At 46.8% G+C, this 25,411-nt stretch carries 26 protein-coding genes; 1 reads left to right on the top strand and 25 read right to left on the bottom strand.

Features of this window, described 5'->3' with window-relative positions; translation table 11 throughout:
• Window positions 1-305: 305 nt before the first annotated feature.
• The 17 genes from ACYUJT_RS04500 to ACYUJT_RS04420 form a co-directional block, all read right to left on the bottom strand.
• A complete protein-coding gene (locus ACYUJT_RS04500) occupies window positions 306-1,025 on the bottom strand; it encodes a 3-ketoacyl-ACP reductase (RefSeq protein WP_460319108.1) in 720 nt (239 codons plus the stop codon).
• A 106-nt stretch (window positions 1,026-1,131) separates the two neighbouring features.
• The gene (gene bioB / locus ACYUJT_RS04495) at window positions 1,132-2,136 is read right to left on the bottom strand and encodes a biotin synthase BioB (protein ID WP_460319107.1); all 1,005 of its coding nucleotides are present in this window, start codon (window positions 2,134-2,136) and stop codon (window positions 1,132-1,134) included.
• A gap of 242 nt (window positions 2,137-2,378) precedes the next feature.
• Window positions 2,379-3,116, bottom strand: a complete 738-nt coding sequence (locus ACYUJT_RS04490; protein ID WP_460319105.1) for a GNAT family N-acetyltransferase — start codon at window positions 3,114-3,116, stop codon at window positions 2,379-2,381.
• Window positions 3,117-3,289: 173 nt separating this feature from the next.
• Window positions 3,290-3,493, bottom strand: a complete 204-nt coding sequence (locus ACYUJT_RS04485) for a hypothetical protein (protein ID WP_460319102.1) — start codon at window positions 3,491-3,493, stop codon at window positions 3,290-3,292.
• Window positions 3,494-3,524: 31 nt separating this feature from the next.
• Window positions 3,525-3,953 (bottom strand): hypothetical protein, encoded by a 429-nt coding sequence (locus tag ACYUJT_RS04480; protein ID WP_460319101.1) that lies wholly within the window; start codon window positions 3,951-3,953, stop codon window positions 3,525-3,527.
• A gap of 107 nt (window positions 3,954-4,060) precedes the next feature.
• Window positions 4,061-4,462 (bottom strand): VOC family protein, encoded by a 402-nt coding sequence (locus ACYUJT_RS04475; protein WP_460319099.1) that lies wholly within the window; start codon window positions 4,460-4,462, stop codon window positions 4,061-4,063.
• Between the two features lie 72 nt (window positions 4,463-4,534).
• Window positions 4,535-5,839: an ABC transporter substrate-binding protein gene (locus ACYUJT_RS04470; protein ID WP_460319097.1), complete on the bottom strand. Its 1,305-nt coding sequence runs from the start codon at window positions 5,837-5,839 to the stop codon at window positions 4,535-4,537.
• 107 nt (window positions 5,840-5,946) lie between these two features.
• Window positions 5,947-6,339, bottom strand: coding sequence for a hypothetical protein (locus ACYUJT_RS04465; protein ID WP_460319096.1), 393 nt, complete (start codon window positions 6,337-6,339; stop codon window positions 5,947-5,949).
• Between the two features lie 153 nt (window positions 6,340-6,492).
• Entirely contained in the window at window positions 6,493-7,752 is a 1,260-nt protein-coding gene (locus ACYUJT_RS04460; protein WP_460319095.1) for an ABC transporter substrate-binding protein, read from the bottom strand.
• A gap of 100 nt (window positions 7,753-7,852) precedes the next feature.
• The gene (locus tag ACYUJT_RS04455; protein ID WP_460319093.1) at window positions 7,853-7,993 is read right to left on the bottom strand and encodes a hypothetical protein; all 141 of its coding nucleotides are present in this window, start codon (window positions 7,991-7,993) and stop codon (window positions 7,853-7,855) included.
• A gap of 200 nt (window positions 7,994-8,193) precedes the next feature.
• Window positions 8,194-8,934, bottom strand: coding sequence for a GTP pyrophosphokinase (locus ACYUJT_RS04450; protein WP_460319092.1), 741 nt, complete (start codon window positions 8,932-8,934; stop codon window positions 8,194-8,196).
• Window positions 8,935-9,039: 105 nt separating this feature from the next.
• The gene (locus ACYUJT_RS04445) at window positions 9,040-9,702 is read right to left on the bottom strand and encodes a phosphatase PAP2 family protein (protein WP_460319090.1); all 663 of its coding nucleotides are present in this window, start codon (window positions 9,700-9,702) and stop codon (window positions 9,040-9,042) included.
• Window positions 9,703-9,739: 37 nt separating this feature from the next.
• Window positions 9,740-10,867 (bottom strand): FtsW/RodA/SpoVE family cell cycle protein, encoded by a 1,128-nt coding sequence (locus ACYUJT_RS04440; RefSeq protein WP_460319089.1) that lies wholly within the window; start codon window positions 10,865-10,867, stop codon window positions 9,740-9,742.
• A 42-nt stretch (window positions 10,868-10,909) separates the two neighbouring features.
• On the bottom strand, window positions 10,910-11,461 hold the full coding sequence (locus ACYUJT_RS04435) for a hypothetical protein (RefSeq protein ID WP_460319088.1): 552 nt from the start codon (window positions 11,459-11,461) through the stop codon (window positions 10,910-10,912).
• Between the two features lie 72 nt (window positions 11,462-11,533).
• Window positions 11,534-12,934 (bottom strand): sensor histidine kinase, encoded by a 1,401-nt coding sequence (locus tag ACYUJT_RS04430; RefSeq protein WP_460319087.1) that lies wholly within the window; start codon window positions 12,932-12,934, stop codon window positions 11,534-11,536.
• Window position 12,935: 1 nt separating this feature from the next.
• Window positions 12,936-13,640, bottom strand: coding sequence for a response regulator transcription factor (locus ACYUJT_RS04425; RefSeq protein ID WP_460319085.1), 705 nt, complete (start codon window positions 13,638-13,640; stop codon window positions 12,936-12,938).
• Between the two features lie 149 nt (window positions 13,641-13,789).
• On the bottom strand, window positions 13,790-14,242 hold the full coding sequence (locus ACYUJT_RS04420; protein ID WP_460319084.1) for a RidA family protein: 453 nt from the start codon (window positions 14,240-14,242) through the stop codon (window positions 13,790-13,792).
• Window positions 14,243-14,349: 107 nt separating this feature from the next.
• Between ACYUJT_RS04420 and ACYUJT_RS04415 the strand changes: the two genes are divergently transcribed.
• The gene (locus ACYUJT_RS04415) at window positions 14,350-14,991 is read left to right on the top strand and encodes a stalk domain-containing protein (protein ID WP_460319083.1); all 642 of its coding nucleotides are present in this window, start codon (window positions 14,350-14,352) and stop codon (window positions 14,989-14,991) included.
• Here ACYUJT_RS04415 and ACYUJT_RS04410 read toward each other — a convergent pair.
• The 8 genes from ACYUJT_RS04410 to ACYUJT_RS04375 all read right to left on the bottom strand — a co-directional run bounded on the left by ACYUJT_RS04410 (window position 14,988) and on the right by ACYUJT_RS04375 (window position 25,259).
• The gene (locus ACYUJT_RS04410) at window positions 14,988-15,374 is read right to left on the bottom strand and encodes a glyoxalase superfamily protein (RefSeq protein WP_460319082.1); all 387 of its coding nucleotides are present in this window, start codon (window positions 15,372-15,374) and stop codon (window positions 14,988-14,990) included. The two genes, ACYUJT_RS04415 and ACYUJT_RS04410, sit on opposite strands and share 4 nt — an antisense overlap.
• 172 nt (window positions 15,375-15,546) lie before the next feature.
• Window positions 15,547-16,230: a phosphoribosylaminoimidazolesuccinocarboxamide synthase gene (locus ACYUJT_RS04405; protein WP_460319081.1), complete on the bottom strand. Its 684-nt coding sequence runs from the start codon at window positions 16,228-16,230 to the stop codon at window positions 15,547-15,549.
• Window positions 16,231-16,330: 100 nt separating this feature from the next.
• The gene (locus ACYUJT_RS04400) at window positions 16,331-17,989 is read right to left on the bottom strand and encodes an extracellular solute-binding protein (RefSeq protein WP_460319079.1); all 1,659 of its coding nucleotides are present in this window, start codon (window positions 17,987-17,989) and stop codon (window positions 16,331-16,333) included.
• A gap of 19 nt (window positions 17,990-18,008) precedes the next feature.
• Complete coding sequence (locus tag ACYUJT_RS04395) at window positions 18,009-20,354, bottom strand: helix-turn-helix domain-containing protein (protein WP_460319078.1); 2,346 nt, start codon at window positions 20,352-20,354, stop codon at window positions 18,009-18,011.
• Window positions 20,355-20,585: 231 nt separating this feature from the next.
• The gene (locus ACYUJT_RS04390) at window positions 20,586-21,707 is read right to left on the bottom strand and encodes a glycoside hydrolase family 88 protein (RefSeq protein ID WP_460319077.1); all 1,122 of its coding nucleotides are present in this window, start codon (window positions 21,705-21,707) and stop codon (window positions 20,586-20,588) included.
• 33 nt (window positions 21,708-21,740) lie between these two features.
• A complete protein-coding gene (locus tag ACYUJT_RS04385; protein WP_460319076.1) occupies window positions 21,741-22,625 on the bottom strand; it encodes a carbohydrate ABC transporter permease in 885 nt (294 codons plus the stop codon).
• Between the two features lie 12 nt (window positions 22,626-22,637).
• The gene (locus ACYUJT_RS04380) at window positions 22,638-23,561 is read right to left on the bottom strand and encodes an ABC transporter permease (protein WP_460319768.1); all 924 of its coding nucleotides are present in this window, start codon (window positions 23,559-23,561) and stop codon (window positions 22,638-22,640) included.
• A gap of 63 nt (window positions 23,562-23,624) precedes the next feature.
• Complete coding sequence (locus tag ACYUJT_RS04375) at window positions 23,625-25,259, bottom strand: extracellular solute-binding protein (RefSeq protein ID WP_460319074.1); 1,635 nt, start codon at window positions 25,257-25,259, stop codon at window positions 23,625-23,627.
• Between the last annotated feature and the right edge of the window lie 152 nt (window positions 25,260-25,411).

Raw genomic sequence — 25,411 nt, 5'->3', positions numbered from 1 at the left:
ATTTTGCACGATCCGCAGATAATAAAAAAGCCAACACGAGCATAGCCGTCCCTGCAATCCTAGCCTGTTTCTTATCCAACTTCCTGTTCACGCTATACCTCCCTCAGATGAAACATTCTGTGCTTGCCGCAATATTCATTAAGTATATGCGCATTAGAACTTTTGAATTGCATATATCCATGTTAAATAGGCTATTTTCGGAATAAACAAAATATGACCTAACTCGCTGAAATACAGCAGAAAACGCAAAAAAGGCCCTGAAACGCTTGTGGCGGTTCAGGGCCTTGCCCGTCTATAATGATCATTTATTGCGGATTTGTCGTCCAGATGCCAGCGGTTTTCACAAAAACGCGCTGCGGCAGCTTCAAAGTGGCCAGCGCCAGCTCAGCGACGTCTTCCGGCTGCATCATCCGGTCTTCGTCACCGATACTCAAGCCCGCATTTACGGCAAGCTCGGTATTAACCGTACTCGGCGTCAGGGCGACAACGCGGATATTGTTTTTACGAACCTCCTGCATGACGGCCTCCGTCAGGCCCATGACCGCAAACTTGGAAGCATTGTATGCAGAGCCTGTTGCAAAGCCTCTTTCACCGGCTGTCGAAGCGATGTTAATGATATTCCCTTGATTTTGAGCGATCATTTTAGGGAGCACTGCCCGGGTCATGTAATAGGTTCCCATTAGATTAACCTGGATAATTCGCTCCCATTCCTTCGGATCCATGTCCACCAGCTTGCCGAATTTGGCAATGCCGGCGTTATTGATGAGGATGTCCACGCCGCCTAGCTCGGTTACCAGCGCATCCACCGCCTTCTCTGCCGCTGACTGATCAGAAATATCGGCGGAAGCAACAGCTACCTTAATGCCATGCTGCTCTCTCAGCTCGGATTGCAGCGCCTCCAAATCAGAAGCCGTCCGGGCGATCAAGCCTAAATGAACTCCCTCCTGTGCTAATGCCTTTGCGATTGCCTTGCCAATGCCTTTGCCTGCGCCCGTAATAATGGCTACTTGATTATTCAAGCTCATTGCTATCTCTCCTTTTTCTAATCCTAACCAAAAATGATATATTGGTCACTCCACACCCTATTATAGCGAATCGCCTATGCCTATAACAAATTATGGAACCCAAAGATTAAAGGGCACATTGCTCGATTTCAAAACCAAGATCTTCGATCATTTGATGATCCGCATTCACCGCTTGCCCTCCGGTTGTCAAATAATCACCGACAAACCATGAATTTGCCGCATAAAGAGACAGCGGCTGCAAATGTCTAAGACTGGATTCTCGGCCTCCAGATACGCGAATCTCCTTGGATGGGCAAATGAAACGGAATAATGCCAGCACTTTGAGCGCTTGCAGAGGTGTAACTTTCTCCGAAGCTTCCAGCGGGGTTCCCGGAATAGGCACCAGAAAGTTGACCGGAATCGAGTCGGCATTTATCTCGCGAAGCGCATAAGCCATTTCCACAATTTCGGCCTGGCTTTCCCCCATGCCGATAATTACGCCGGAGCAGGGCGACATCCCCGAGGTCTTCACCTTCTCAACCGTCTCCACGCGCTGCTCATAGGAATGCGTCGTCGTAATGGCGGAGTAATTGGCTGTACTTGTGTTCAGGTTATGGTTATAACGATGGACACCTGCCTCTGCAAGGCGTTTAGCTTGGTCATCGCGGAGCAGCCCGAGGCAGGCGCATATTTTGAGAGGCATCGTGCTGCGGATTTCCGTAACAGCCTCAATCACTTGTTCCAGCTCCCGCGGAGTCGGCCCCCTGCCTGACGCTACAATACAATACGTACCCGCCTGACGGGCCATCGCTTCACGCGCTCCCGCCAGCAATGAATCTTTATCGAGTAGGGAATATTTAGATACAGGGGCGCTGGAAACAATCGATTGCGAGCAATAGCCGCAGTCCTCAGGGCAAAGGCCGCTTTTGGCGTTCATGATCATGTTCAGCTTCACTTTGTTGCCGTAATAATGGCGACGAACCTTATATGCAGCCTGCATGATGGACAGAATCTGCTCATCTTCCCCCTGAAGAACGGACAACCCTTCTTCCATTGTTAACCGTTTCCCTCGCAATGCTATATCCGCAAGCCGCTCCCAGTCTGTCTGTATTTTCTCTTCAACGTTGTGCATATCTGCACCATCCTCTCTGGGTATGTATCGAATGACTATGGATATCCCAAAATAATTGTCAACTTATTTTAATATATTTGGTTAACAATAATGTTAAACGAGAACATCTTACCAGAGATGTTTCCCGGTTGTAAATACCCTCTCGCGGATTCCCCGGTAAAATGCCGTAAGCTCTTAATATCCAAGAAGCGTTCGTGCACACATTTATAATGCCTGCACAACCAGAGTGCCCGCCTCTTCTCCTATGACTTGCATCTATACCAATAGGTATATAAATGCCGATAATTCAATTTTTCATACAGGCGATTCGCAGAGGCATTGCTCTGCACAACGAGTAAGTAGCTTTGTACGGCCCCGTTCTCTTTCGCCCATTTCAAAATGTGCAGCAGCAATTGTTCACCGTGGCCCATGTTGCGGTACGCCTCATCCGTAACGATGTCATATAAGCCAACATACCCCTGCTCAATGACGGCAAGTCCGCACGCAACCGGCCTGGAATCGTTCAACAATGTGAAGAATCCTTGTTTCAAACCAGGATTTTTCAATAACTTTCTCGTGATTTCCTGCTTCTCTTGTGACAATAAATTCATGATGGACAGCGTTTCTAGCCAGCCTTCACTCAGTTCTTCCTCAATAAGAATTTCCTTCATTCGTGGTTCTCTTATGCCGCTCATATCGTCTAAAATTTTCACGCTTGAAGGCTCGGCGATCGTATAACCACGCTGCTCAAGCCGCCGATCCAGCGATTCAGGCACAAACGGAGTCATCTTGAATATCGTGGTTAAACCGACTGAATCATACATGTTCTCGCAGTAATCAATTTGCTGTTCGATATTGCTAGTGTCGTTCGAATAAATGGCTTGAATCGAATTCGATCTCTTGGTGTATCCTTCGGCAAAACGCAGCAGCCAGCCTTGATGCACGATTGTTTGCAAAGAAGGCCAGGCATTTAAAGCAAGTTCCTCGATCTGTAGTGACATCAATTCTTTCCTCCCCGATTTTTCTTCCATTGCTTTCCTGTATTTTATCTTAATTTTGAAATGGAAGAAACGCCCACTTTCATATGAATAAGCGCAACAACAGAGCCGCCCGAAATCGAGCGGCTCTGTTTCATCTATCTTTGCATTACAGCGAACATTTTGCATCAAATCTACTACAGCTTAAATCTGCCCACCATCGCCAGCAGGTCATCAGACATCCTCGCAAGCTCGCTGGAGGAGCCAGAAATTTGCTGCATCGTCGCGACCTGCTCCTCCGTAGCAGCAAGAACATTCTGAGTTCCTAATGCATTGGAATCGGAGATTTGCGCAATCGTGTCAAATGCCGCCTGAGAAAAAGCCCGTATATAGTTTCGCACCGATACTCATCTTCATCGCCATTCTCCCCTTCTACCCTGCCGCCAAAATTTTGTTTGCTTCTTCACGGAACTGCTTTGCCGCTTCTTCAGAAGTGAGTTCATTATTCAGTACTTTGGCCTCATAGCGTTTGAGGACGCTCAGCACCTTAGAGCCCGATTTCGGGGCCGGGGGGTCGATCTCCCGGGAATGCTTCTGCACATACTCGATATATTCATACTGAACCTTCTCATTATCGCTGATTAACGGCATGATCTCCTCGCGAATCTTGGCGGAAATCGGCACGCCGCGCTCTCCCAGCAGCACTTTATTGGCCTCAACGTCGTTTGTTATGAAATCTACGAACCTCGCTGCCGCTTCTTTATGCTTGCTGTATTCCGTTACCGAAAAAAACGTAGCCGGACGAATATAGTTGCCTTCCATGCCTCCCGCAACCGAAGGAAGAGGAAGAATCTTTACCACTTATCCTCGTCATAGGAATAAGTGAATGAAAAAAGACTGCTCGTGATGAGCAGCCTTCATAGATTAAGAATCATGAGTCAATTATTTCACCTTAGTTCATCTATGAACTAGCATTTACAAATCATTAATTGATTGCCGTCTGGGTCCCTGAAATTGAACCATTGATCATACATGATTTCCGTTGTCAGTTCTACCTGCTTGGATTTCATGTAGTCGTATGCTTGCTTGATGTCATTCGTGTTGAATTGAAATGCTGGCGCTTCGAAGACATTGTCTCCTGTATAAATTTTGCTGTCCAGTATGAGGTCGGTTCCGCCGTTCATGGGCAAAATATACAAATGTCCAAACAATATTTCACCATCCGCAGGAACCCCTAGAATATCGCAGTACCAGTCGCGTGCCTGTTCAATGCAGCTTACCGGGATAAAAATCCCGCCAATTTGACTTAAAATCGGACTAAAGCTCACCAGCACAACCTCCAGTAACAAGCATTTTCCACAATTATACATACAAAAATGAAGGCTGTCACTTTGAAAATCTTACGTAAGCTCTCTTAATTTCCGTTTTAGAAGCGTCTAGGTTTATTTTGAATTGGTACTAATGAGTAAGTTCGTTTCGTCAATTACTCTCTGTCCCTCTATTTCAATTTTATAAATGGCTTCGTCCACGGAGAGTGAATTTTGTATGGCCTCCTCAACAATTCTCTGTCCAACAACTTTAAATGCATTTAAAATTTCATAATCTATATAATCATAAGGATTATTACTGTTAGTTACAGGATTTAATGAGTATAGCGGGCTTAGGTCATGGTGATCAACTGCTTGAATGAGTTCAGTCCTCGCAGGTAGACCATTGATTAGTTGACTATCAACATTAGCCTTCATTTTATGAATATCCCCTGTAATGAATTCGATTAATTTCCAAGCTTCTTCAGCATGATCTGCCGTTGAGGATATGCCGTAAATCTCCTGGATATCATAATAATCGCTTTGGTCAGACATCCGAGTCGCAACAGGTACGGTTACCAGATCCCATTTAATCGTCGGTGCTCCAACAAACTGACTATGAGCATCAAAGTTATATGCAGCCGAATAAGATTGAATTTCCATAGCAGCTTTGCCAGTTAACATCGGTGAAGGCACAATTTCGCCAGTCATAGTGTCCTCTTGATCATAAACAACGTTATAACGAAATAATTGAATAACGTCTGAAAAAATTGTCTTCCACTCATCCGATTGAAAATTAACTTTCAAAGATTCGGGGTTAATAAATTGAAGACCTTCCGTCTGACCCACTCTTAAAATCATAGAAAAAGCAATCGCTGTATAATAATTTGATTTAAATCCATATATTCGTTCTCCATCAGATCCTTGATTTGGAAACCTTCTTGCTAGATCGAAAATTTCTTTCCATGTCATTTGGCTTTTAGGAAGTGGAATCCCGTTTTTCTCAAAAAGGTCTCGATTGTAATAAAGAGCGTGACTGATAAATGACGGGCTCAGTCCATATATACCTCCATCTATCTCTGAACGCAATGAATTAACAACTACAGGAGAAAGCTCTGATATTGGAAACGCAGTTTTATGTATTTTGTTCTCCAAATTGATTAATTTCCCTTCCTCAATCAATCGGTTATAGACATGTAGTTGATCTATAAATAGAACATCTGTAGAAGGTTCAACGGATTGTTCATTCATTTCTTGACTAATAATTTTTATTGTAATATATGGATATTTTTTCTCAAAATCATGAGCATACATTTGATAAAATTGTTGTTCAGAAGGGTAATTGATTGTGAGAGTAACAGGTTCATTCTGCTTCCCAAATGAACAGCCACTCAGTGACAACAATAAAATAATTAAAATAATACGTCCTCTGCCTGTCATTATATTCCTCCAATATGTAGAAGAGGTGGTGAAAACCACCCCTACCCTTGCAACATAAATACTAGATAAGCTTATTCGTTAAATAGATATAATTCAGGTTGTCTAATTTACCAAGTATCTGATGCATACGATTGATCACTAGATGTTCCATCTTTATAATACGTTCTTGATGCCGTCTGTAAAGTATGAGAAGTGGAACTGGAGTATGTCTTGTCCTTTGTATACCATGCTGCTTCGTTTCCCTTAGTAGAAGTGGATGCTGTCCCGCTTTCTTTAAGCGATGTGCCTTGATATAAACTACCCTGAACATTAAGACTCTTAAAATTAGAATTTGTTGAAGATGCATAAGACTTTCCTACAATGTAAGAATTCGAAGTTTGTGAGTAATTAATGTATGCGTAGGTTTTTGCATCTGAATCTTTTTCTGCAGCGTAACCTGGTAATACACTAATAAGCGCCATACCGGTAACAACTACTACAACACTCAACTTTTTCCTCATACAAAATTTCCTCCCTTAGATAATGAATTTTGTCAATCGGAAGAACCTTCTTATGTAGGTATTTCATGTTGTAGGAAAGCTTATAAACTAACACTAGTAATTAGCTTACAAACTCGTATTCATATATGCAGAAGTCAAATGACTTCACCTACATCATTTCCCTTCTTTCAATCCCCCTAGTTCTCGTTCAGCTTCTTGCTGTAATACATCCAAACCTTCCTGTAAAGAAATTGAGCGATTTAGTATCTTATCTATTATTTGACTGAATAGTTCGCTATCTACTAAAGGGAGTTCCTTGCTCTCATCGTTTAATTCAGGGGATAATTGATAAAATGGCAGAAGCTGATCCTGATTCAATGTGTTTAATTGTTCCAAACGTGTTGAAAATCCATCATTTGATTGGTAGTCCCAGCGTGCTGCTTCGTTGGAAACAAAAAACTTCAGCAATTCCCAAGCCGCTTCCTTATTGCCAGATGAGTTAACTATCGCATATATTCCTGGGATCCTAATCTCATCTGATCGATCTGGCTGCTCCGGGTCGACTGGCATGGTCACAATAGACCATTTAAAAGAAGGCTTTTCTTGCTCAATTCTCTTATAATCCTCGTATGAAATGACGGCCATCGCTCGTTTGCCGGATAGAAAGGGAGATAAATAATTATTAAGATCAGCATTTAAATCAAGAGAACCGGATTCATAGGCTCGAAGTACATTCTCCCATACTGTTACCCAAGAACTGCTATTCAAAGTTGCTTGATTGGGATTACTAAAGAATTGAAGCCCTTCTACCTTTCCGATATGCTGTATTAACTCAAATGGGGATGAATATCCAATAGATATACCCTTCAATTCGGAATTAAGCGTTGAAAACTTGGCTGAAAGTGTCAGAATCTCCTCCCAGCTCATCTGATCGTTAGGATATTCGACATTGAATTGATCAAAAAGCTCTTTATTAAATATAATGGCTCTACTATAAAAGGTCGGGGGTAAACCATATAACTTCCCGTTCCCATATTCTCTTGTTAGTTCAATAACACTTGGAACAAATTGTTCCAAATCTAATTGATCTCTTTTGATAAGGGATTCAATATCGGTAACCAATCCGGATTCTATGAAATTCTTTATTCGAAAAGATGGGATATAGATGATGTCAACGGGATTTTGTTTTACCCATAATGAAAAATCATCTGATTGGATTAGTCCTTTCGTAGATACGATATTCAACCGCATATTAGGATACTCTACTTCAAGCAAATTCGAATATCTCTGCTTAAAATGTTGTTCACTCGTATATGCTATATCAATTGCAAGCTTAGCATCCTTTGGAAATGGTTCAGTCGATCTCATAGAGCAACTAGTTGTGATCATTGCTATTAATATAGTAACTGCTAATAGTGGAACTGACTTAATCAATGTTGAACCTCCATACAGTTTTTTACTTATATATCATATTATTCCAGTAACTCCATATTGTCAACATTACCCAAATAGTCCTCAACAAAAAGCATACTATTCATTTTCTATTTACTTCTATTAGTTGATCCAGCTTCTCAATGAGCAGTGCATCTTTTTCCTCCATTCTCCTTAATCTGACATCGATACTGATTATTCCAAAAAAGATCAGCAATAATATAATAACGACTAAAAAATCCATAATGTCCAGTCCTCCCAAAATAACTCTGCAATTTTATTAGAACCAATCAATGCGTCTCGTCCTGATACAACAAAATGACCCAGCTCTAAGATTCGCTCCTATCTTAGGCTGGGTCATGTAGTTGTTGAGCTTTATTTGTATCCCTTAGTAAACACCGGATGGTTTGATGCGTCAGCCTTAGAAAAAAAGTGTGTGGTTACTTATTCCTGCTTGCCTAGCACGTCTATCAACGCACGAGGAAGGCTGAATTTCTGATTATTGATAATGATGCTGGTAAGATCCTCACTTGAATGCTCGTCGTTCAGATGCTTGATCGTCTGGACTTCATTCATCAAACGCTCCATCTGATGATCCAGTTCATCTGCGGTATCTGCGGCGTCCTTGAGTTCCTGCAGCAGGCGCTCGGGTACAGATTGATTATATTTATAAAAAATTTTATGCTCCAGGCTAGCCCAGAAGTCCATGGCGATGGTGCGGATTTGCACCTCGACGCATACCTGCTCAACGCGGTCAGACATAAATACCGGAACCTCGATCAGCAGATGCAAGCTTTTATAGCCATTGGGCTTCGGATTTTTGATATAATCCTTAATTTCGAGCACTTTCAAATCATTTTGCTTCTGCAGCATGTCGCTTACCCGATAAATATCCGATACAAAGGAGCAAGTGATCCGCATTCCTGCGATATCCTTCACCGTTTCCCGAATCGATTCAAAGGAGAAATCCGCGCCTTTGCGATACAGCTTGCTCATGATGCTCTCCGGCGATTTCAGCCTCGTCTTCGTATGCTCGATCGGGCTATAGTCATGGAGAGATTCGAACTCTTCTTTCAAAATTTCAATTTTCGTCTCCATCTCGTCCAAGGCAAATTTGTACGTCAATAAAAAACGGGTAATTTCGTTGCGCATCATCTTCAATTGCTCTATTTGTCGTTCGCTCATATGGCTTTCCCTTCCTGCTAATTCACTTTTCTATTATTATAACGAATTCGCATTCCCGATGCACGAAGCCAAGAGCCGCCTTACTGGCTATCGCCGTAAACGAATTCAGGACACCGCTCCATGCCGCCCTTCATACCATTGGGCAATCCCAATCATGACGCTCAGCCAGAACCCGCTAGCCAGCAGCGCTCCTGCAATATCGCTTGGATAATGAACGCCTAGATAGACTCGGCTTATGCAAATCATCACTACCATGAAACAGCTAAGCACAATCAAGAGGATACGCCCCCATTGAGGGCGGATATGCCGCCATAAGAGGAAGGCCAACGCCCCATATAATGCGAAGGCTGCCATGGCATGCCCGCTGGGGAAGCTGAAGCCCGTCTCTTCTACCAATCGATGCACGAAAGGCCGCTCTCGCTGAAAGATAATTTTCAATAGCTTATTCAGTAAAGACGCTCCGCCTAGAGTAGCAGCGAGAAACAATAATTCCATCCGGTGCTGCAATACGAAAAACAAAATAAGCATAGCCGACAAGGTGATCAGAATCGTAAACTTGGTCGCGCCCAGCGTGGAGAAAAAGACCATAATACGGGTCAATGACGCCGCCTCGAAGCTCTGTACCCATGCCGCCACATTGAGATCAAAGGAATTTAGCGGCTGCCGGACCGCAAAAAAAGCAACCACGCCAAATCCGGCTAATGCCAGCAATGCCCAGAAAATGACATGCGGACTTACAACAGGCCGCTGTCTATGCGAATATCTCATTACATTACCTCTCTTCTTGTGTCACTTCCATGATAAGTCACGGTAATGGTATAGTCTCATCTTTATGCATCTTCACGCTCAGAACAAGTCCGATCGCCATCATATTCGTAATCAGAGAACTGCCCCCATAACTGATAAAAGGCAACGAAATCCCCGTTAAAGGAACGAGCCCGATATGCATCCCGATATTGACGAAAATTTGGAACACCAGCATGGCCGTAATCCCGACCACGAGATATGAACCCGCCCTGTCTTTACTATCGATAACGATGTTGATCAACCGGGTCACCAAGCTAAAATACAAAAGCAGCAGCACGGCCGAACCCAAAAAGCCGTATTTCTCCCCGATTACTACAAATATAGAATCGGAGTAGGCGTAAGGAATATATCCCTGCTCCAAGAAAAATCCTTCGTCCCCGGTCAAGCTGCCGGAGCCAATCGCCAGCATCGCGTTCTTGACATGCCATGATTTATCAGGGTCGCTGGCAGGATCCAGGAACGTCTGTATTCTGGCCATTTGATGCGGCTTGATCACCTTGGCCAACAATGCATTATCGGCATAATACAGCCAAACGATCACTCCGATTATCAAAATGACACCGCCTAGGAAAATGAGCATATATCTTAACCGGATATTGCCCATCCAAAGCATACTCAACAGCACGCCAATAAATACGAGCGCCGTACCCAAATCAGGCTGCTTCATAATAAACAGCACCGGAAGCAGAAAGACCAGGCAGATCGGCGCAACGTCCTGAACCAAGCGAAGCTTCCTCCCCTGCTTCTTGCTCAACATATGGGCAACAAGCAGTATCGTAAATATTTTGGCAAGTTCCGAAGGTTGCAGCTGAAATGACCCGATGCTTAACCACCGAACCGCACCGTTGATGTTCTCCCCTTTAAATTGAACAAATGCCAGCATCCCTATCCCAAATGTATAGAGGATATATATCAGCTTGCCGAAAATGATCCTGTAATCAAAAGAAGCCGCAAGCAGCATCAGGATGGCAGAAAAAGCGATGAGCAGCATGCTGTTCTTATGCAGGCCCTCCAGCTTAGTCCCCGCTGTTGCTCCATATACGGCTACCGTTCCGATGGCATTTAAACACAAAATAATGAATAATGTGACTTTATCCAACTTTTTTAACTTTTCAAAAAAAATCATACTTGACCTCAATTCATGATGCAGAATCGTCGCTGCGGCGGACTAGTTCGTCATCTCTTTTAAGTCGATGTTTTCGTGGTATCCTTTTCTGTCCTGCAGCTTCAATGTGCCCTTGTCCCATTCATAAATATCAAGACCGTTAACCCCCGCGCCGAGCGACCACCCCAAAAGGATTTCTACGGCCCCATCCCTGTCCACATCATAGATGCCCGCATAGTCCAGACCATGACCGCTGCCCTCGCCATGCCAAACAATCTGCCAAACTTCCTGACGTCGCATCAGCAGAGCCGCTTTCAGCGTTCGTTCGCGGCCGTCGTCCTGTTCATATACAACGATAGCCTCATTCTGTCCGTCACCATCCAGGTCACCGTAGGAAATGCCGTTGTTAGGTTTACCGTCAGGCATAGTAAGCAGCCGCGCTCCATCAGGCAACAATGCTAGCAGGCTCGTATGCATTCCATCTCCACCGCTATATCTATCATCAACAGCATACGGAGCCGTGATCAGGTCGCTTGGCATCGAAGGAATCCCGCATCCGCCCAGCATAAGCAGCACTGCGGCCACCAGTAATATTTTCATGAGCTTATTTGACATATTACGTCCTGCTCCTCACTTATTCTTTGTCCTATTCTAAATGGTTTAAGAATCTAAGAGGTTATGAAATAGTTAAAATTCACTTTGCTTCCCTACCGGAAGATAAACCGATACTTTCGTGCCTTTACCAGGCTCGCTATCAATCTTAAGCTGTCCTTGATGAAGCTGAATGATCTGCTCGGAGATGGACAAGCCCAATCCGCTGCCGCTCATCTTATGATTTCCCTTGTAAAACTTCTGAGGCAAATTCCGGAGATCCTGCTCCGGAATACCGGCTCCCGTATCCTCGACGGCAATCATGACCTGTCCTTCGGCCGGGCACGCCGAAATAACGATAGACCCGCCAGAGTCCGTAAATTTCAGCGCGTTGTCGAGCAAATTAATCATGACTTGCTTCATACGATTTTCGTCAGCCGAAATAACAGGCAGCGGCTCCGCAATTGTAACCTCTAGTTCAATGCCCTGCCGGGCAGCCCTAGGCCGCAACTGTTGACCAATATTCGTCAAGAACTCCTTTAATTGGAGTGAAGACCGGTTAAGCTCCATTCGCCCGTCCCCAAATTTCGAAAAATCGAGCAGTTCATCAACCAGCTCCGTCAAGCGATCCGTTTCCGACTCAATGATGTCAAGACCTTCCCCCAATGTAACCTTCCCATTCCAGAGATTGGCCTTTAGCGTAACGACCCAGCCTTTAATCGACGTTAGCGGGGTACGCAGCTCATGCGAAACTGAAGAGATGAAGTCATTTTTGAGCTGGTCTTGCTGCTGTATTTTTCCAGCCATCGTATTTAGCGTATCTGCCAGCGCACCCAGTTCGTCGTCATATGGCTTCTCCGCTCTAGCGCTGAAATCTCCATCCGCTATTTTCTCAGCGGCCCGCTTTAGTCCGGTAATGGATTTCGTAATCGTCCCGGACAATACGATGCCGACAGCGGCAACAACCGCAATCACAACAAGGCCTATAGTCACTAGAATGACAGAAATTTGCCTCACCGTCTCCTTCGTTTGCATTAATGAGGTTACGAAACGTACGGCACCAATCGCCTGGCCTTTGGCTAATAGCGGATAGGAGACTGCAAGCACCTCCTCCTGCGAAGACGAATCGCGGCCACGCCATACATCGGCATTGCCAGCAATTGCGCTTTGCACGTCCGGATAACCGGCCATATTTTGCCCTAGCCGATAACCCGTGGAATCTTGGATCAGTTGTCCTGAGGAGCTAATGATTTGGGCCTGACCGGCAAAATTATGCGAAAACCCTCTTAATAATCGTTCGGCCTGCTGCTCCAAATCGTCATTCGCAAAGTATTGTTCATAAAAAGAAGCCGACAACTCGGCCTGGGTAACCATGGTACGCTCAATATTGTGGTAGTAATAATAGTTCACAGCGGCAATCAATATGGCCTCAAGGGTGATCACCGTAATCAGAATGACGAGCAGATAGCTTCCGACCAGCCTTTTGCGAATGCTCACTTCAATCTTCCTTCCTCCAGCGATAACCGACGCCCCAGACGGTCTCAATCATTTCGGGCTTGGAGCTGTCCTTCTCCAGCTTCTCCCGCAGCTTCCGCACATGAACATCCACTGTTTTCGTATCACCGATAAAATCTTCGCCCCAGACCAGATTCAGCAGCTCATTTCTCGTTAGAGCTACGTCCGGATTCTCCATAAACGCCTTCATCATCTGAAATTCCTTGGGAGTCACGTCGATAACTTCGTCCTGCTTATAGAGCTTATTCGAGGTCAAATCGAGGCGGATCACTCCGGCGCGGAGAACAGTATGATCCGATTCCCGCTTATTCCGGGTACGCCGCAGCACCGTGCGAATTCTGGCCGTCAGCTCCAGCGGATTAAACGGCTTTACAATATAATCATCGGCTCCGAGTTCAAGTCCCTTGATTTTATCCAAATCCTGACCACGAGCCGTCAAAAATACGATCACCACTTCAGAATCTATTTCTCTTAACCGCTCGCAAATTTCAAAGCCGTCGAAATCCGGAAGCATGATATCCAGCACGACGACATCAGGCCGATGAGCCGTGAAACTCTTGAGCGCGGCCTCTCCTGCCGCGGCTTCATAAACTTCGAACCCGCTGCCCTCCAAATTGATGGCGATAAAACGCCGTATATGATCATCATCTTCCACAATAAGCACTTGATTGCGGTTGTCCAAATCCATATGGTCCTCCCTAAAGCTTGTTCGTTAACAATTATCCCTATTAAAACACTTATGTCACTGCCTTGCAAAATCCCCTGCAAAATTCGTACGAACCAAAAAATAACCCAGACAGTTCATCAGAACCACTGGGTTATTTAGCCTCTGCCGCTCTATTCCTCTACTTCAAAAATGGAATCCACGATAATCGGCAAATTATCTCGCACTGAAACCGCACCGAATACCGACCTTGCATGGCTTCCCCTGTCCTCGAATACTTCCATGAACAAATCGGAGAACCCATTTAATACTTTGTGATGCTCATCAAACTCGGGGCTCGCATTGACGAAGCCCTGCACCTTGACCGCCCTTTTCACCTTGTCCAATGTTCCAAGAGCCGATTTAAGGACTGCCAGTACTTCAATACCGGCTTGCCTGGCGAACTCGTACCCTTCCTCTGTCGTATAATCGACTCCCAGCTTGCCTTTCGGATTGCCCATCGGCCCTTTGCCGGAAACAAACATCAATCCATTGACGATAACGTAATTCGCATACTTCGCCGCCGGATCGCTGGCCGCTGGCAGCGTAATATTCAATGCTTCTAATCTTTGCTCAATAGAGTTCATAGCAACCCTTCCCCGCTTTACTGGTGTTATAATCATTCAGGCGCTTTAAACCGATATAGCACTTAAGTATGTATTTACTATTATATGATTCGTAAGGAGGCTGTACGATGAAAAAAATTATTGCTCTTGTTGTCAGTCTAACTTTGCTATTATCCGCTCAGACGTCCGTTCTGGCCCATTCCGGAAGAACTGACGCTAACGGCGGGCATAATTGCTCCGAGAAGTCGAAGCAAAAAGGGCTTTGCAGCGGTTATCACTATCATAATTCCGGCACGACGAACTCCAGCTCCAAATCAACATCCACAAAATCATCGAGTACTTCTACCAACAAAAGCTCTTCTTCCAGCAAAACCGGAACGAGTAGTAAAAATGCCGCCCCTAAAAAAGGATATACGACGGTAGACATTACATTGATCGTAAATGGCAGCGTCGTACCTTTGGAGCAAAAAGCCGTCATCGTCAATGGCACGGTGCTTATCCCGCTGAAAAACTTGTTTGATGCCCTCGGCGCCACCCTTGAATGGGATCAGGCCACGAAGAAAATCACCGCATCCAAAGGAGATACGAGCGTTGAACTGACCGTGGACAGTACGGCGGCCCGAAAACAGAATAAGCCGCTTACTTTGCAGGCTAAGCCGATTGTCATCAACGGGTATACGATGGTGCCTGCCCGCTTTGCCGCCGAATCCTTCGACGCTACCGTCGAGTGGGATTCGCAATCGAGCACGATTACGGTTACGACGCCCTAATCCTGAATCGACTCCCCGAATCCGATCGTATAGCCGTCTGGATCCATAATGGAAAATTCCTTCATGCCAAACTCATTGACCTCCAAAGGTTTATGCAGTTTGGCTCCTTTTTTGGCAAGCTCATGGTAAAGCTCTTCCACGCCATAAACCATGGCGAAAATATCCAACGCGTCTTCGTGATGATAGGGATAATTCGGAGTAATTCGATCTTTATTCGCCGTTTCATGAATAATAATTTCAAGCCCGTCCCGTTCGATGAAGCCCATGCGAAAATCGCATTGGAAGCCAAACGAGCTATAATACTCAAGCGTCTTCTGGCGATCGGCAACAAACAACACGGGGCTGAGATGCCTGATCGTACTTCTATTGTCTGAAGAACTCATTATCATCATTCCTTTCCCGGGAAATCCATTCGCATCCCTTCCATAATTATACATCAACAACATTTCATTCCGAAAGGCTTAGCGGCAAATCATGCGAATGAATAGAACAAAGACCCGGCCTAAAAACCGGATCTTTGCTGTTCAAATATATAAATATGTTGAAGGCAATCGCTTAGCCAACGATCAATTTTTCCAATTCCAGCGGCTCCACATATTGGCCATCCTTATAAGCGCGCATATTGCCGCCGGAAATTTCGTCGATCAGAACGATTTGTGCGCCATCGTCTACTCGGCCGAATTCAAATTTGATATCGTACAGCTCAACGCCCTTCTTCGCAAGCTCGTCTTTAACGACATTGCCTATCGTTTGCGTCAGCTCTTTAAGCACCTTGTACTCGGCGGAAGACAAAATCCCCAGCATGTCCAGTGCATCCTCCGAAATTGGCGGGTCTTGACGCTCGTCGTCTTTAATGGTCACTTCAACGAAAGCGTTCAAGGCTTGGCCTTCCTCGGCATACATACCATAGCGGCGCAGGAAGCTTCCCACCGCTCTGTAGCGGCAAATCACTTCAAGACCTTTACCAAATACAGTTGCCGGTTTTACCGTCATCGTTGCGTTGTCGATATCAGCATCTATATAGTGCGTAGGAATCTCTTTTTCCTTTAATATTTCAAAGAAATACTTCGTCAAGCGGAGTCCTGCTTTACCCGCGCCTTCCAACGTTAACCCGACCGTATTGGCGCCTGGATCGAATACCCCGTTTTCCCCGGTCACATCATCCTTGAACTTCAGCAAAAAGTTTCCATCTTCCAGAGCATATACATCTTTGGTCTTGCCTGTGTAGATCAATTTCATTCGTGCAGATCCTTTCTCGTAAAAAGATTTTAATTACAATATAGCACGCCTGCCTGATCCTGCACCAATTTTTTATCATTCTCCGGCAAGACACCGCCAACTATTCCTTCACCTTCTCATCCATAAGCGACTGATTGTACCGTTCCAGCGCCGTCTGCTGAAGCTCTATGGCCCGGTCGATATTTAGCGATTTCAATTGATCCACATAAGCGTCAAAAGTGCTAAGCGGCTCGATCCCCAGAATAATTTTCAACGACATCTCATCTACCAGCGTCGTTACGTCCTTCATAATCGCCGACAGCTCTGCGCTTTCCTTCTCTGTCTTCGGGGTAGCGGGCAGCGCATATTTCGCCGCATCGGTATCCGACCATAACCGGATCGCCTCTTTTTGCTCCGGCAGCATATAATATTGTTCCATATATCGGACATCTTGCACAAACGGCCCGAAGTAGCTCGCCCGCGTATACATCGCAAGCGCCTGGGATGGGGCCAGTTTATCTGGATTGTTCAGAATCAAATCCGTATATCTCGGATAGCCGTCCTTCATCTCGTAGCTGAGGCCTTCAATACCGAAATTGAACAGCATATGGCCTTCAGGGCTATATCCATAATCCAACATACGGACGGCCAGCTCTACATTTTTGCTATTGCCCGATATCGCCACACCGCTAAATCCGACCGCAGAGGCCCTTTGCCCGAATTTGGACCGCTCCCCCTTGTGCAGGACGGGGTACGGGGCGGCGATCAATTTGACCCCCGGATCATTCTCTCGCAAGACTGGCAGCCACGTGCCGATCCCGGCCCCTGCATTCCAGATGCTGGCCCCGCTCCGCCCCGTGAGCATGCTTACATCCTGCGTCACGGAATCGACCGCGGCAAAATTTCTGTCAATAAGCCCCTCGGCATACCATTCCCGGAATAAGGCCAAGAAGTCCTTATAGCCAGGCTCCTGCGGGCCAAATTTCACCTGTCCGTTCTCCAAGTAGAAATCCTTCTTGATGCCGTATGCTCCGATGAATCCGCCGCCCTCTATGCCAAACAACGGACTAGGAACACCTAGAAAAGTAAGAGGTGCCTCGACCCCCTTCTTCTCCTTAAACGCCTTGAGCACCATATGCCATTCATGAATCGTCTCCGGAACACCAAGTCCGAGCTCATCCAGCCAGTCTTTCCGCAGGATCAGCCCCTGATATGTCCGCAAGCGATCATCCCCTTGGATGAACGGAAAGATGTAATAGCTGCCGTCAGCCGTCCGAATCTGTTTGTCAATATCGGGATGCTCGCTTAAGTATTTTTTCAAATTCGGAGCATAAGCATCGATCGCCTCATTCAGCCTTAAAATGTAACCGTCCTTGATCGCCTTCTCCGGGCCTCCGGGAAAGCTGTTCCATTCGTATTCAATCATATCCGGCAGCTCGCCCGAGGCAAGCAGCACGTTAATGGCGTCCTTCGCCTGATTCTGAGGAGGCTGAATGAAGTTCAGCTTCACTCCCGTTTTCTTTTGCCATTCTTGGAAAAAAGGCACCTCCTGAAAAGTCGGCTTTATACCCGCAGCATTGCCATTCAGCTCTGCCCAATACGTCAGCGTCTCACCGTCCGTACCTGCTCCTAAGGACTCCGGCTCTGTATCAGCGGCATTCCCATAAATTTGAGAAGCGGCGGTATTCATATCGCAAGCGCTTAGCATCGTCATCGTCAGCGCCAGTACAATTGCCAGTACAACCGCTCCAATCCCGGAGAAAGCTCTCTCCCCTCTCATCTGCGAAGGCCCCCTCCCGTTAATAAATTTCTTTATATTTGCCTGGTGTGATGCCTTCATATTTCTTAAACACGCGAATGAAAGTAGCTACGTCATTATAACCGACAAGCTTGGAAATTTCGTTTATAGAGTTCCGCTTGCCCTGGATCATTTCCTTGGCTTGCGCGATACGCGTCTTATGGATATAGTCAAGCAATCCTTCGCCTGTTTGACTCTTAAACAGCCGCGACAAATAGCTGCCCTTCAGATCAAAATGATCTCCGATCGCATTCACGTTCAGATTGGCGTCCTGGTAGTTTTCTTCAATATAACTAGTTACCTTCACGGTCAGATCGCGCAATGACCCTTCCCGCTCCTCAGATACATTCGACGTTCGCTTGGCAGCGGCGAAGGCGCACACTTCCCCAAGCAGCGTTTGCAGCTCCTGCTGCATCTCCTTGATCGTGTCGCAGGCCATAATGGTATCCATCCAGAGCGGATTTTTTCTCAGAATGTCGCTATCTCCTCCGCCTAGCTCGTTGATTGCTTTAATAACCGTAGCGGCCAGATTGAAAATGAAGCAGCGGGCCAACGTCAAGGACATCACCGGCTTGCTGAAATTGCGCTCGGTAATTTCGTCCATGTAGGCAGAAGCCTGCTCAATATCGCCAGCCTTGATTAAATTAATGAGCTGCTGCTCCACCTGCAGCGGATAGTAGTAGCCAGACTGTGCGTTATACGCCGAATCCAGCCGTATATCCTCTAAAGCGATAATCCCCTTTTTCCCCAGCACCATCTTATACTCCATAGCATCGACCGCCTCCTGGTACGCTCCAGCGATCCCCGACCAGTTGGAATAGCGGCTGCTGATGGAAATCGTAAGCTCCATCTCATATTGTCCCAGGAAGCTTTGCGCCTCTGCTGCGATATCCCGCAGCTCCAGCAGCACATTTGGAACATCGGGCTTCAGGTTGACCAGGCACACCAGCATATCGTCAATCTCTGTCACATATCCGGCATGCTGACGCTGTCCAACCAATTCTTCCACGACGTTGGCGATAATAAACGGGATCAGCTTCCTTCTCTCATTAAGATCAATGCCCGGAAGCTTCTCATAGAGACTTTCTTCATTTTCGAGAACTAATAAAATAACTGCGAACTCATTGGAATGCAGCGTCATATGAAAAGAGCGGAACGCCTCCTCATACGGCACCGGGGTGTCCAGCCTCCCCTTAAGCAGCCGATGGATCATGTTGGACCTGAGCACCTGCTGATGCTTTTTCAATTGCATCGCGATTTGATCCTTTTCACTTCTGGCGTTCAATATCGCCCGCAAAATGATCCGCAGCTCGTTCCCGTCCCCAAGCTCTTCCGCCATATTCTTGTCGTTGATGGATTGAACGAGCTCCTGAATCGGCGAATAATTACGGCGCATAAAAAACCAGGTCAACACCCCGGCACCAATGACGCTGATCAGAATGCTGATATAAGTAAAACTGCGGACATATTCCGCCTTCTCCCAATAAATGCCGCTTGGAATGATCAAAGCATACTTTAGCTCTGATACTTCTGATGGAATATAGAACAACTCGGACTCCCCGACCCGGGAAGAGGATAGCCGGACACGTTCTCCCTCCATGAAAGGCTTCAACTCCGGGGCCTCCGGCCGATTTGATAGAAGAATCTCGTTGTCCTGATTCAAAATAAGCAGCAAACCGCCGCTAAAACCAGAGATATTCTCGATCGCCGCATGGAATTTCTCCGCATCTGCCATTACCACGACAGTCCCGGTCTCCCTGCCGTTCAAATCATTGGGCAGCTGCGTAATGTACGCGATGGAGGTCTGTGCCGGAGCGGCGTCCAGACGGGGAAGCACTGTGAAACGTTTTGTCCCTGCCTGGTGAATCGTATCCAGCCATTGGTCATAGGAAAGAGCCCCCGTATTGTGAATCGTATGATAAGCCGTTGTCATATCTCTGATATTTCCGGAACGCAATACGGCATCCCCTTGATCCCAGACGACGTAGAACTCATCGATTGAAGCATAAGATGTTTTGTACAACCGGAATTCCTTCACGAGCTGATAGGCTGCGAAGGGCGCTTCATTGGCAGGCTTGTTGGAATACATTAAATTTTGCAGCTTGCCGTTCCAGGTTATCTCCATATTAAGACGTTTCATTAGATCGATCTGATTATCAATCGTGTAGCGCATCTGCTTCAGCAAAGAATCGTTAGCGCGGTGAATCTCGCTCTTCAGCGCATGGTTAGCCTGAGAATAGATGACCAGGCTGATCATAATAGGCACAAAGAGAACCGCGCTGTAGGACAGCAGCCAAGTGACAATAATGCTTTTGCGTCTCTGCCATAAATAATGAATATTTATCAAGCTATCATCACCCGTATATTCGATTAAAATGATTAAAATTAAAACGTTTACAATTCTATTATAACGATAACATGCCGCATCCCGGAATGCCTAAAAGCTGCAATTCGATTGACAAAACCTTTAACCGAAGGCGTATTTGCCCATCAAAAAAGCACAAATAGCCCGAAGGACGCGAGGTCCAGCCGGGTTTTCTGCGCTAATTTTTTATTTTTTCATCTGTCCGTTACTTGATTAGAATATACGATGGCTCCAGCCGTTCAACTTCGCAATCGCTTCAACGAAGAAGTAGTCGCCGTAAATGAGCGAAACGTTGACATTCTGTCCGGCGGGCTTATGCCCAGTTCCCTGCAGAAGTATGCCTTCATGCATCGGGAGATCCCACGTTCCATAGTTCTCGTACAAAGAACTGAGAATCCGCTCGGCTCCCATGCGGTAGCACCGTCCTTCCGGCTCAGGCAGCAAATCAGCCAACTCGAGCAAACCTGAGGCCGCACAAGCACCAGCCGAGCTGTCCCGCGGCTCCCCCTCCAGACCGGTCTCTACCCGAAAATCCCAATGCGGAACATGATCTTCCGGCAAATGGGCGATAAAGAAGTTTGCTACACGCTGTGCAGCGTGAAGATACTTTGATTCTCCAGTGTAACGGAAGGCGTTGGCCATGCCATAGAGCGCCCATGCCGCCCCCCTGCTCCAGGCCGAATCCGGCCCGGCCCCCTGCCCGCCGATCGTTTCTGCGAATTCACCGGTCGCCGGGTCGAAATCGATAATATGATGCACCGATCCGTCCTCTCTGATGAAATAGCTCAGCATCGTATTTGCATGCTCCTGAGCGATATGCGAGAAACGCGGATCGCCGCTCTCTTGGCCCGCCCAAAAAAGCAATGATAAATTCATGCCCGTATCGACGATGGACCAGCCATGCTTATCCCCGTTCCAGGCTCGAATGAACTTGCCCCGCAAATTGAAACGCCCCGCCAGGAAGTTGGCTGCGTAAAGCACACGCCGCCTTGCATCAGCGTCCCCGGTCAGCTTATATTTGATAGCTGCCGTCGGCAGGAACTGAAAACCAACGTCATGATCGAAGTTATTCGGCTGCAGCATTAACTTCTCCAGCCGTTCATCCCAGCTCCAGGCTGCCGTCTTGTACCGTTCTGCTCCCGTCATCTCATAAGCAATCCAAAGAATCCCTGGCCAAAAACCAGATGTCCACCAATCAAGCCGCATATCATCATATTTCCCTGTGGATCCGGCGACATGCGGGGATTTCTCCCCCATCGCCGCAATCATTCCGTCGAGCTTCAAGCCGATTTGCTCCCAAACGGCTGCCGCGTTCAATGCCTTCAACCCACTCATATCCATTCCTCCTTCTCTAAACGCGATCCTGATTTAGCCTTTTAATGAACCGATCATGACACCCTTAACGAAAAACCGCTGCACGAAAGGATAGACACATAAAATCGGAACTGTAGCGACCATAATCGTCGCATACTTGATCGTCTCGCCGATTTGATGGCGGTCACCCGCCGATGCCCCTGCCGACATGCTGTCGGTCGAATTGGCGATCAGAATTTCCCTGAGCACAAGCTGCAGCGGGAAGAGCTCGCGGCTCTTAATAAAGACCGACGCATAGAACCAACCGTTCCATTTATCTACCGCATAATACAAAATCATCACGGCGATGACCGGCATCGATAACGGAATAATGATCCGGAACAGAATTGTAAAATGGTTCGCTCCGTCGATCTTGGCCGATTCCTCCAGACTATCGGGGATTCCCATAAATGAAGTCCGCATAATAATCAGATTAAACGTGCTGACCGCAAACGGAATGATCGTGGACCATAGCGTATCAAGCAGACCAACGTCCTTCACGATTAAGTAAAGCGGAATAAGTCCGCCGCCGAAAAACATCGTAAACACGATGAGGAACATCAACACGTTGTTCCACATCACATTTTTCCGGGACAATACATATGCGCCAAGCGCTGTCATAAATAAATTCACCGCAACGCCCATAATGACGATAAAGATCGTGTTGCGGTACCCGATGCCGATGCCAGGATTAGCCATTACACTTTTATATGCGTCCAGGCTGAAGCCTAGCGGCCTCCACAGAATCCCCTTATTCACAATTAGCTTGCCGGCATCGCTGAATGAGGCGAACAGCACGTAGAGCAGGGGATACAGCGTAACGACAACCAACAAAATCAATATGATATAAATACCGATATCAAAAGCCCGGTCGAAAAAACCAACCTTCGTTTTGTTCATCCTTTTTTCACCTCACCATAGACTGCTTTTGCTCACTCTGCGGCTGATATAGTTGGCCGACACAAGCAGAATGAGATTGATCACCGAGTTAAACAAGCCAACCGCAGCGCTGTAGCTCCAACCGAATTCGAGCAGCCCTTTGCGGTAGACGAAGGAAGAAATCACGTCAGCCGTCTCGTAGGTGACCGGATTGTACAGAAGTATGATTTTCTCAAAGCCGACATTAAGCAAATTCCCCATCCGCAAAATAAGCATAATAGCGATCGTCGGCATAATGCCGGGCAGCGTAATGTAGATCATCTGCTTAAATCGGTTGGCACCGTCCATCCGCGCCGCTTCATACTGCTCCTGATCGATGCCCATCAAGGCGGCGATATAAATAATCGACTCCCAGCCGATCCGCTGCCAGATCTCCGACAATATATAGACCGGGCGGAACAGCTCCGGCTTCTGCAGCATCGCCTGCCCATCGTAGCCAAGCCAGACGAACAACCGGTTGATCAAGCCGTCAGCATTCGTAAAATCGGTAATAATTCCGCAAATCACGACGAGCGAGATGAAATAAGGCATGTACGTAATCGTTTGAACGACTCGTTTAAATAAGCGGTGCCGTACTTCATTAATAAGCAGTGCAAGCAGGATGGGCGCCGGAAACTCGAACAGCAGCGAGTAGAGACTAATGAGCAGCGTATTTTTCAGTATTCGCAGGAAATAGTAGCTGTTGAAAAAATCCTGAAAATGCTGAAACCCCACCCAATCGCTGCCGAGAATGCCCTTCATCGGCGAATAGTTCTTGAAAGCGATCAGCGCTCCGTACATCGGCCCATAATGGAAAATAATATAGTAGGCAATGACCGGTAGTATCATCAGATAGAGATATTTATTTAGGATGAAATCCCGGATAAGACGGCTCTTGAAGGATTGCGGATTCGCCATAGCGTTGTCATTCACCTCGTTTCAATTGGAGAGGGCCGCGCAGGCCCTCTTCCTTGTATTTTCTTAGCGGCTGTTATAGCGCTCCAAAGCAGCGTTCTGAATCTCGATTGCGCGATCCAGTTTCAGCGACTTCATCTTGGCGACATAGCTTTCGTACTGGTCGATCGGCTCCGCACCCAGAATAATCTTAAGCGTCATTTCATCCACGAGCGTATTAATATCGTTCATAATCGCCGCATACTCCGAGCTCTCCTCCGGCGTTGGTGTAATCGGCGGCAAATTGTATTTCGCCGAATCCGTATTCTGCCAAGTAGTCACCGCATCGCGCTGGGTTTGGAGCGCAAAGAATTGTTCGGCATAGCGTTTGTCCTGAATGAACGGGCCGTTGTAACTGCCTCGGGCATACAAGGAGATGCCTTGGGCCGGAGCCAGCTTATCCGGATTTTTCAGCACTAAATCGGTATATGTGGGATAACCGTTCTCCATGTTGTAGCTAACGCCTTCGGTTCCGAAGTTGAAGAACAAGTGGCCTTCCTCGCTATAGCCGTAGTCCAGCATGCGCACCGCAAGCTCGGGGTCTTTGGCTGCAGTTGTTATTGCCACGGTGCCTTCGGAAGCATAAGCCTGGTTGCGCTGTCCAAATTTCGGCTTATCGCCCTTGTGCAGCACCGGATAAGGCGTACCGACAAGCACGGCTTTGGCATCGTTCGCTTCCACGAGTGGCTGCCATTTGCCGATCCCGCCCCCGGCGTTGCCGATCGTTGCGCCTGTCGCACCGGATGCGATATTGCTGTCCAGCGATTTTGTATCCGCCGTAGCGGCGTTTTTGTCGATTAAGCCTTCCTTATACCAGTCATGGAACACACGTAAATATTCTTTGAACCCCGGCTCGGCCGGACCATATTTGATCACTCCGTCTTCCTGGTAAAAACCGCGGTTTACACCAAATGCGCCGATAAAAGCACCGTTACCGGATTCATTGAAAAATCGCGGCTTGCTAACGAAGGAAAGCGGGGCGGCTGCTCCTTTTTTCTCTTTAAATGCCCGCAGCGTCTCCGTCCATTCGTCGATCGTTTCTGGCACCGGCAAGCCTAGCTCATCCAGCCAGTCCTTGCGGATGATTGGGCCCTGGAACACCCGCAAGTATTCATCGCCCCGCACGAACGGAAACGCATAATAGCTGCCGCTATCGGTCTTGATCATCTTGTCAACGTCTGGATTCTCCGCTAAATATTTCTTCAAATTAGGCGCATACTGATCGATTAGATCATTCAATCTGACAATATACCCGTCGCTGATCGCCTTCTCCGGCCCGCCCGGGAAATCGCCCAGGAAGTTATACTCGATCAAATCCGGCAAATCGCCCGATGCCAGCAGCACGTTCATCGCTTCTTTAACCTGCCCTGTCGGCGGAGCCGTAAATTTCAAAGTAACCCCGGTTTTTTTCTGCCAATCCTGAAAAAATGGAATTTCGTCATGCGAAGCCTTGACGCCGATCAGGTTGCCGTTGATTTCTCCCCAATAAGACAGCGTCTTAACGGTCTGGATCGGGTAAGCCGTCGCTTCTTCTGTTTTTGGCGCTGCTGCGCCGCCATTGCCGTTCTCACCGGCACCCGCTTTGTCACCGCTTCCGGACGAACATCCGAGCAGCGTGCCTAACATCATAATGATTAGGCTGGAAGTCCATACTTTTCTCATTGCTTCAAACCTCCGCTTAGGAATATATTGAATTGCATTACGCTCTCAGTCTAGCTAAGGGAGCACCGCTCCCGATATGTGCAAAACATCAAATCGCGTGCCGATTTCGTAACCTCGAACTGATGTTTTCTACAATTCAATCGTGAATTTAT

Source organism: Paenibacillus sp. YSY-4.3 (assembly GCF_054767475.1).
This window is presented reverse-complemented; position numbering and strand designations above follow the sequence as displayed.

Coding starts and splice junctions, on each gene's coding strand:
- ACYUJT_RS04500 (WP_460319108.1), bottom strand. CDS start 1,025: ATGAGCTTGAATAATCAAGTAGCCATTATTACGGGCGCAGGCAAAGGC.
- bioB (WP_460319107.1), bottom strand. CDS start 2,136: ATGCACAACGTTGAAGAGAAAATACAGACAGACTGGGAGCGGCTTGCG.
- ACYUJT_RS04490 (WP_460319105.1), bottom strand. CDS start 3,116: ATGTCACTACAGATCGAGGAACTTGCTTTAAATGCCTGGCCTTCTTTG.
- ACYUJT_RS04475 (WP_460319099.1), bottom strand. CDS start 4,462: ATGTATAATTGTGGAAAATGCTTGTTACTGGAGGTTGTGCTGGTGAGC.
- ACYUJT_RS04470 (WP_460319097.1), bottom strand. CDS start 5,839: ATGACAGGCAGAGGACGTATTATTTTAATTATTTTATTGTTGTCACTG.
- ACYUJT_RS04465 (WP_460319096.1), bottom strand. CDS start 6,339: ATGAGGAAAAAGTTGAGTGTTGTAGTAGTTGTTACCGGTATGGCGCTT.
- ACYUJT_RS04455 (WP_460319093.1), bottom strand. CDS start 7,993: ATGGATTTTTTAGTCGTTATTATATTATTGCTGATCTTTTTTGGAATA.
- ACYUJT_RS04450 (WP_460319092.1), bottom strand. CDS start 8,934: ATGAGCGAACGACAAATAGAGCAATTGAAGATGATGCGCAACGAAATT.
- ACYUJT_RS04445 (WP_460319090.1), bottom strand. CDS start 9,702: ATGAGATATTCGCATAGACAGCGGCCTGTTGTAAGTCCGCATGTCATT.
- ACYUJT_RS04440 (WP_460319089.1), bottom strand. CDS start 10,867: ATGATTTTTTTTGAAAAGTTAAAAAAGTTGGATAAAGTCACATTATTC.
- ACYUJT_RS04435 (WP_460319088.1), bottom strand. CDS start 11,461: ATGTCAAATAAGCTCATGAAAATATTACTGGTGGCCGCAGTGCTGCTT.
- ACYUJT_RS04425 (WP_460319085.1), bottom strand. CDS start 13,640: ATGGATTTGGACAACCGCAATCAAGTGCTTATTGTGGAAGATGATGAT.
- ACYUJT_RS04420 (WP_460319084.1), bottom strand. CDS start 14,242: ATGAACTCTATTGAGCAAAGATTAGAAGCATTGAATATTACGCTGCCA.
- ACYUJT_RS04415 (WP_460319083.1), top strand. CDS start 14,350: ATGAAAAAAATTATTGCTCTTGTTGTCAGTCTAACTTTGCTATTATCC.
- ACYUJT_RS04410 (WP_460319082.1), bottom strand. CDS start 15,374: ATGAGTTCTTCAGACAATAGAAGTACGATCAGGCATCTCAGCCCCGTG.
- ACYUJT_RS04405 (WP_460319081.1), bottom strand. CDS start 16,230: ATGAAATTGATCTACACAGGCAAGACCAAAGATGTATATGCTCTGGAA.
- ACYUJT_RS04400 (WP_460319079.1), bottom strand. CDS start 17,989: ATGAGAGGGGAGAGAGCTTTCTCCGGGATTGGAGCGGTTGTACTGGCA.
- ACYUJT_RS04390 (WP_460319077.1), bottom strand. CDS start 21,707: ATGAGTGGGTTGAAGGCATTGAACGCGGCAGCCGTTTGGGAGCAAATC.
- ACYUJT_RS04385 (WP_460319076.1), bottom strand. CDS start 22,625: ATGAACAAAACGAAGGTTGGTTTTTTCGACCGGGCTTTTGATATCGGT.
- ACYUJT_RS04380 (WP_460319768.1), bottom strand. CDS start 23,561: ATGGCGAATCCGCAATCCTTCAAGAGCCGTCTTATCCGGGATTTCATC.
- ACYUJT_RS04375 (WP_460319074.1), bottom strand. CDS start 25,259: ATGAGAAAAGTATGGACTTCCAGCCTAATCATTATGATGTTAGGCACG.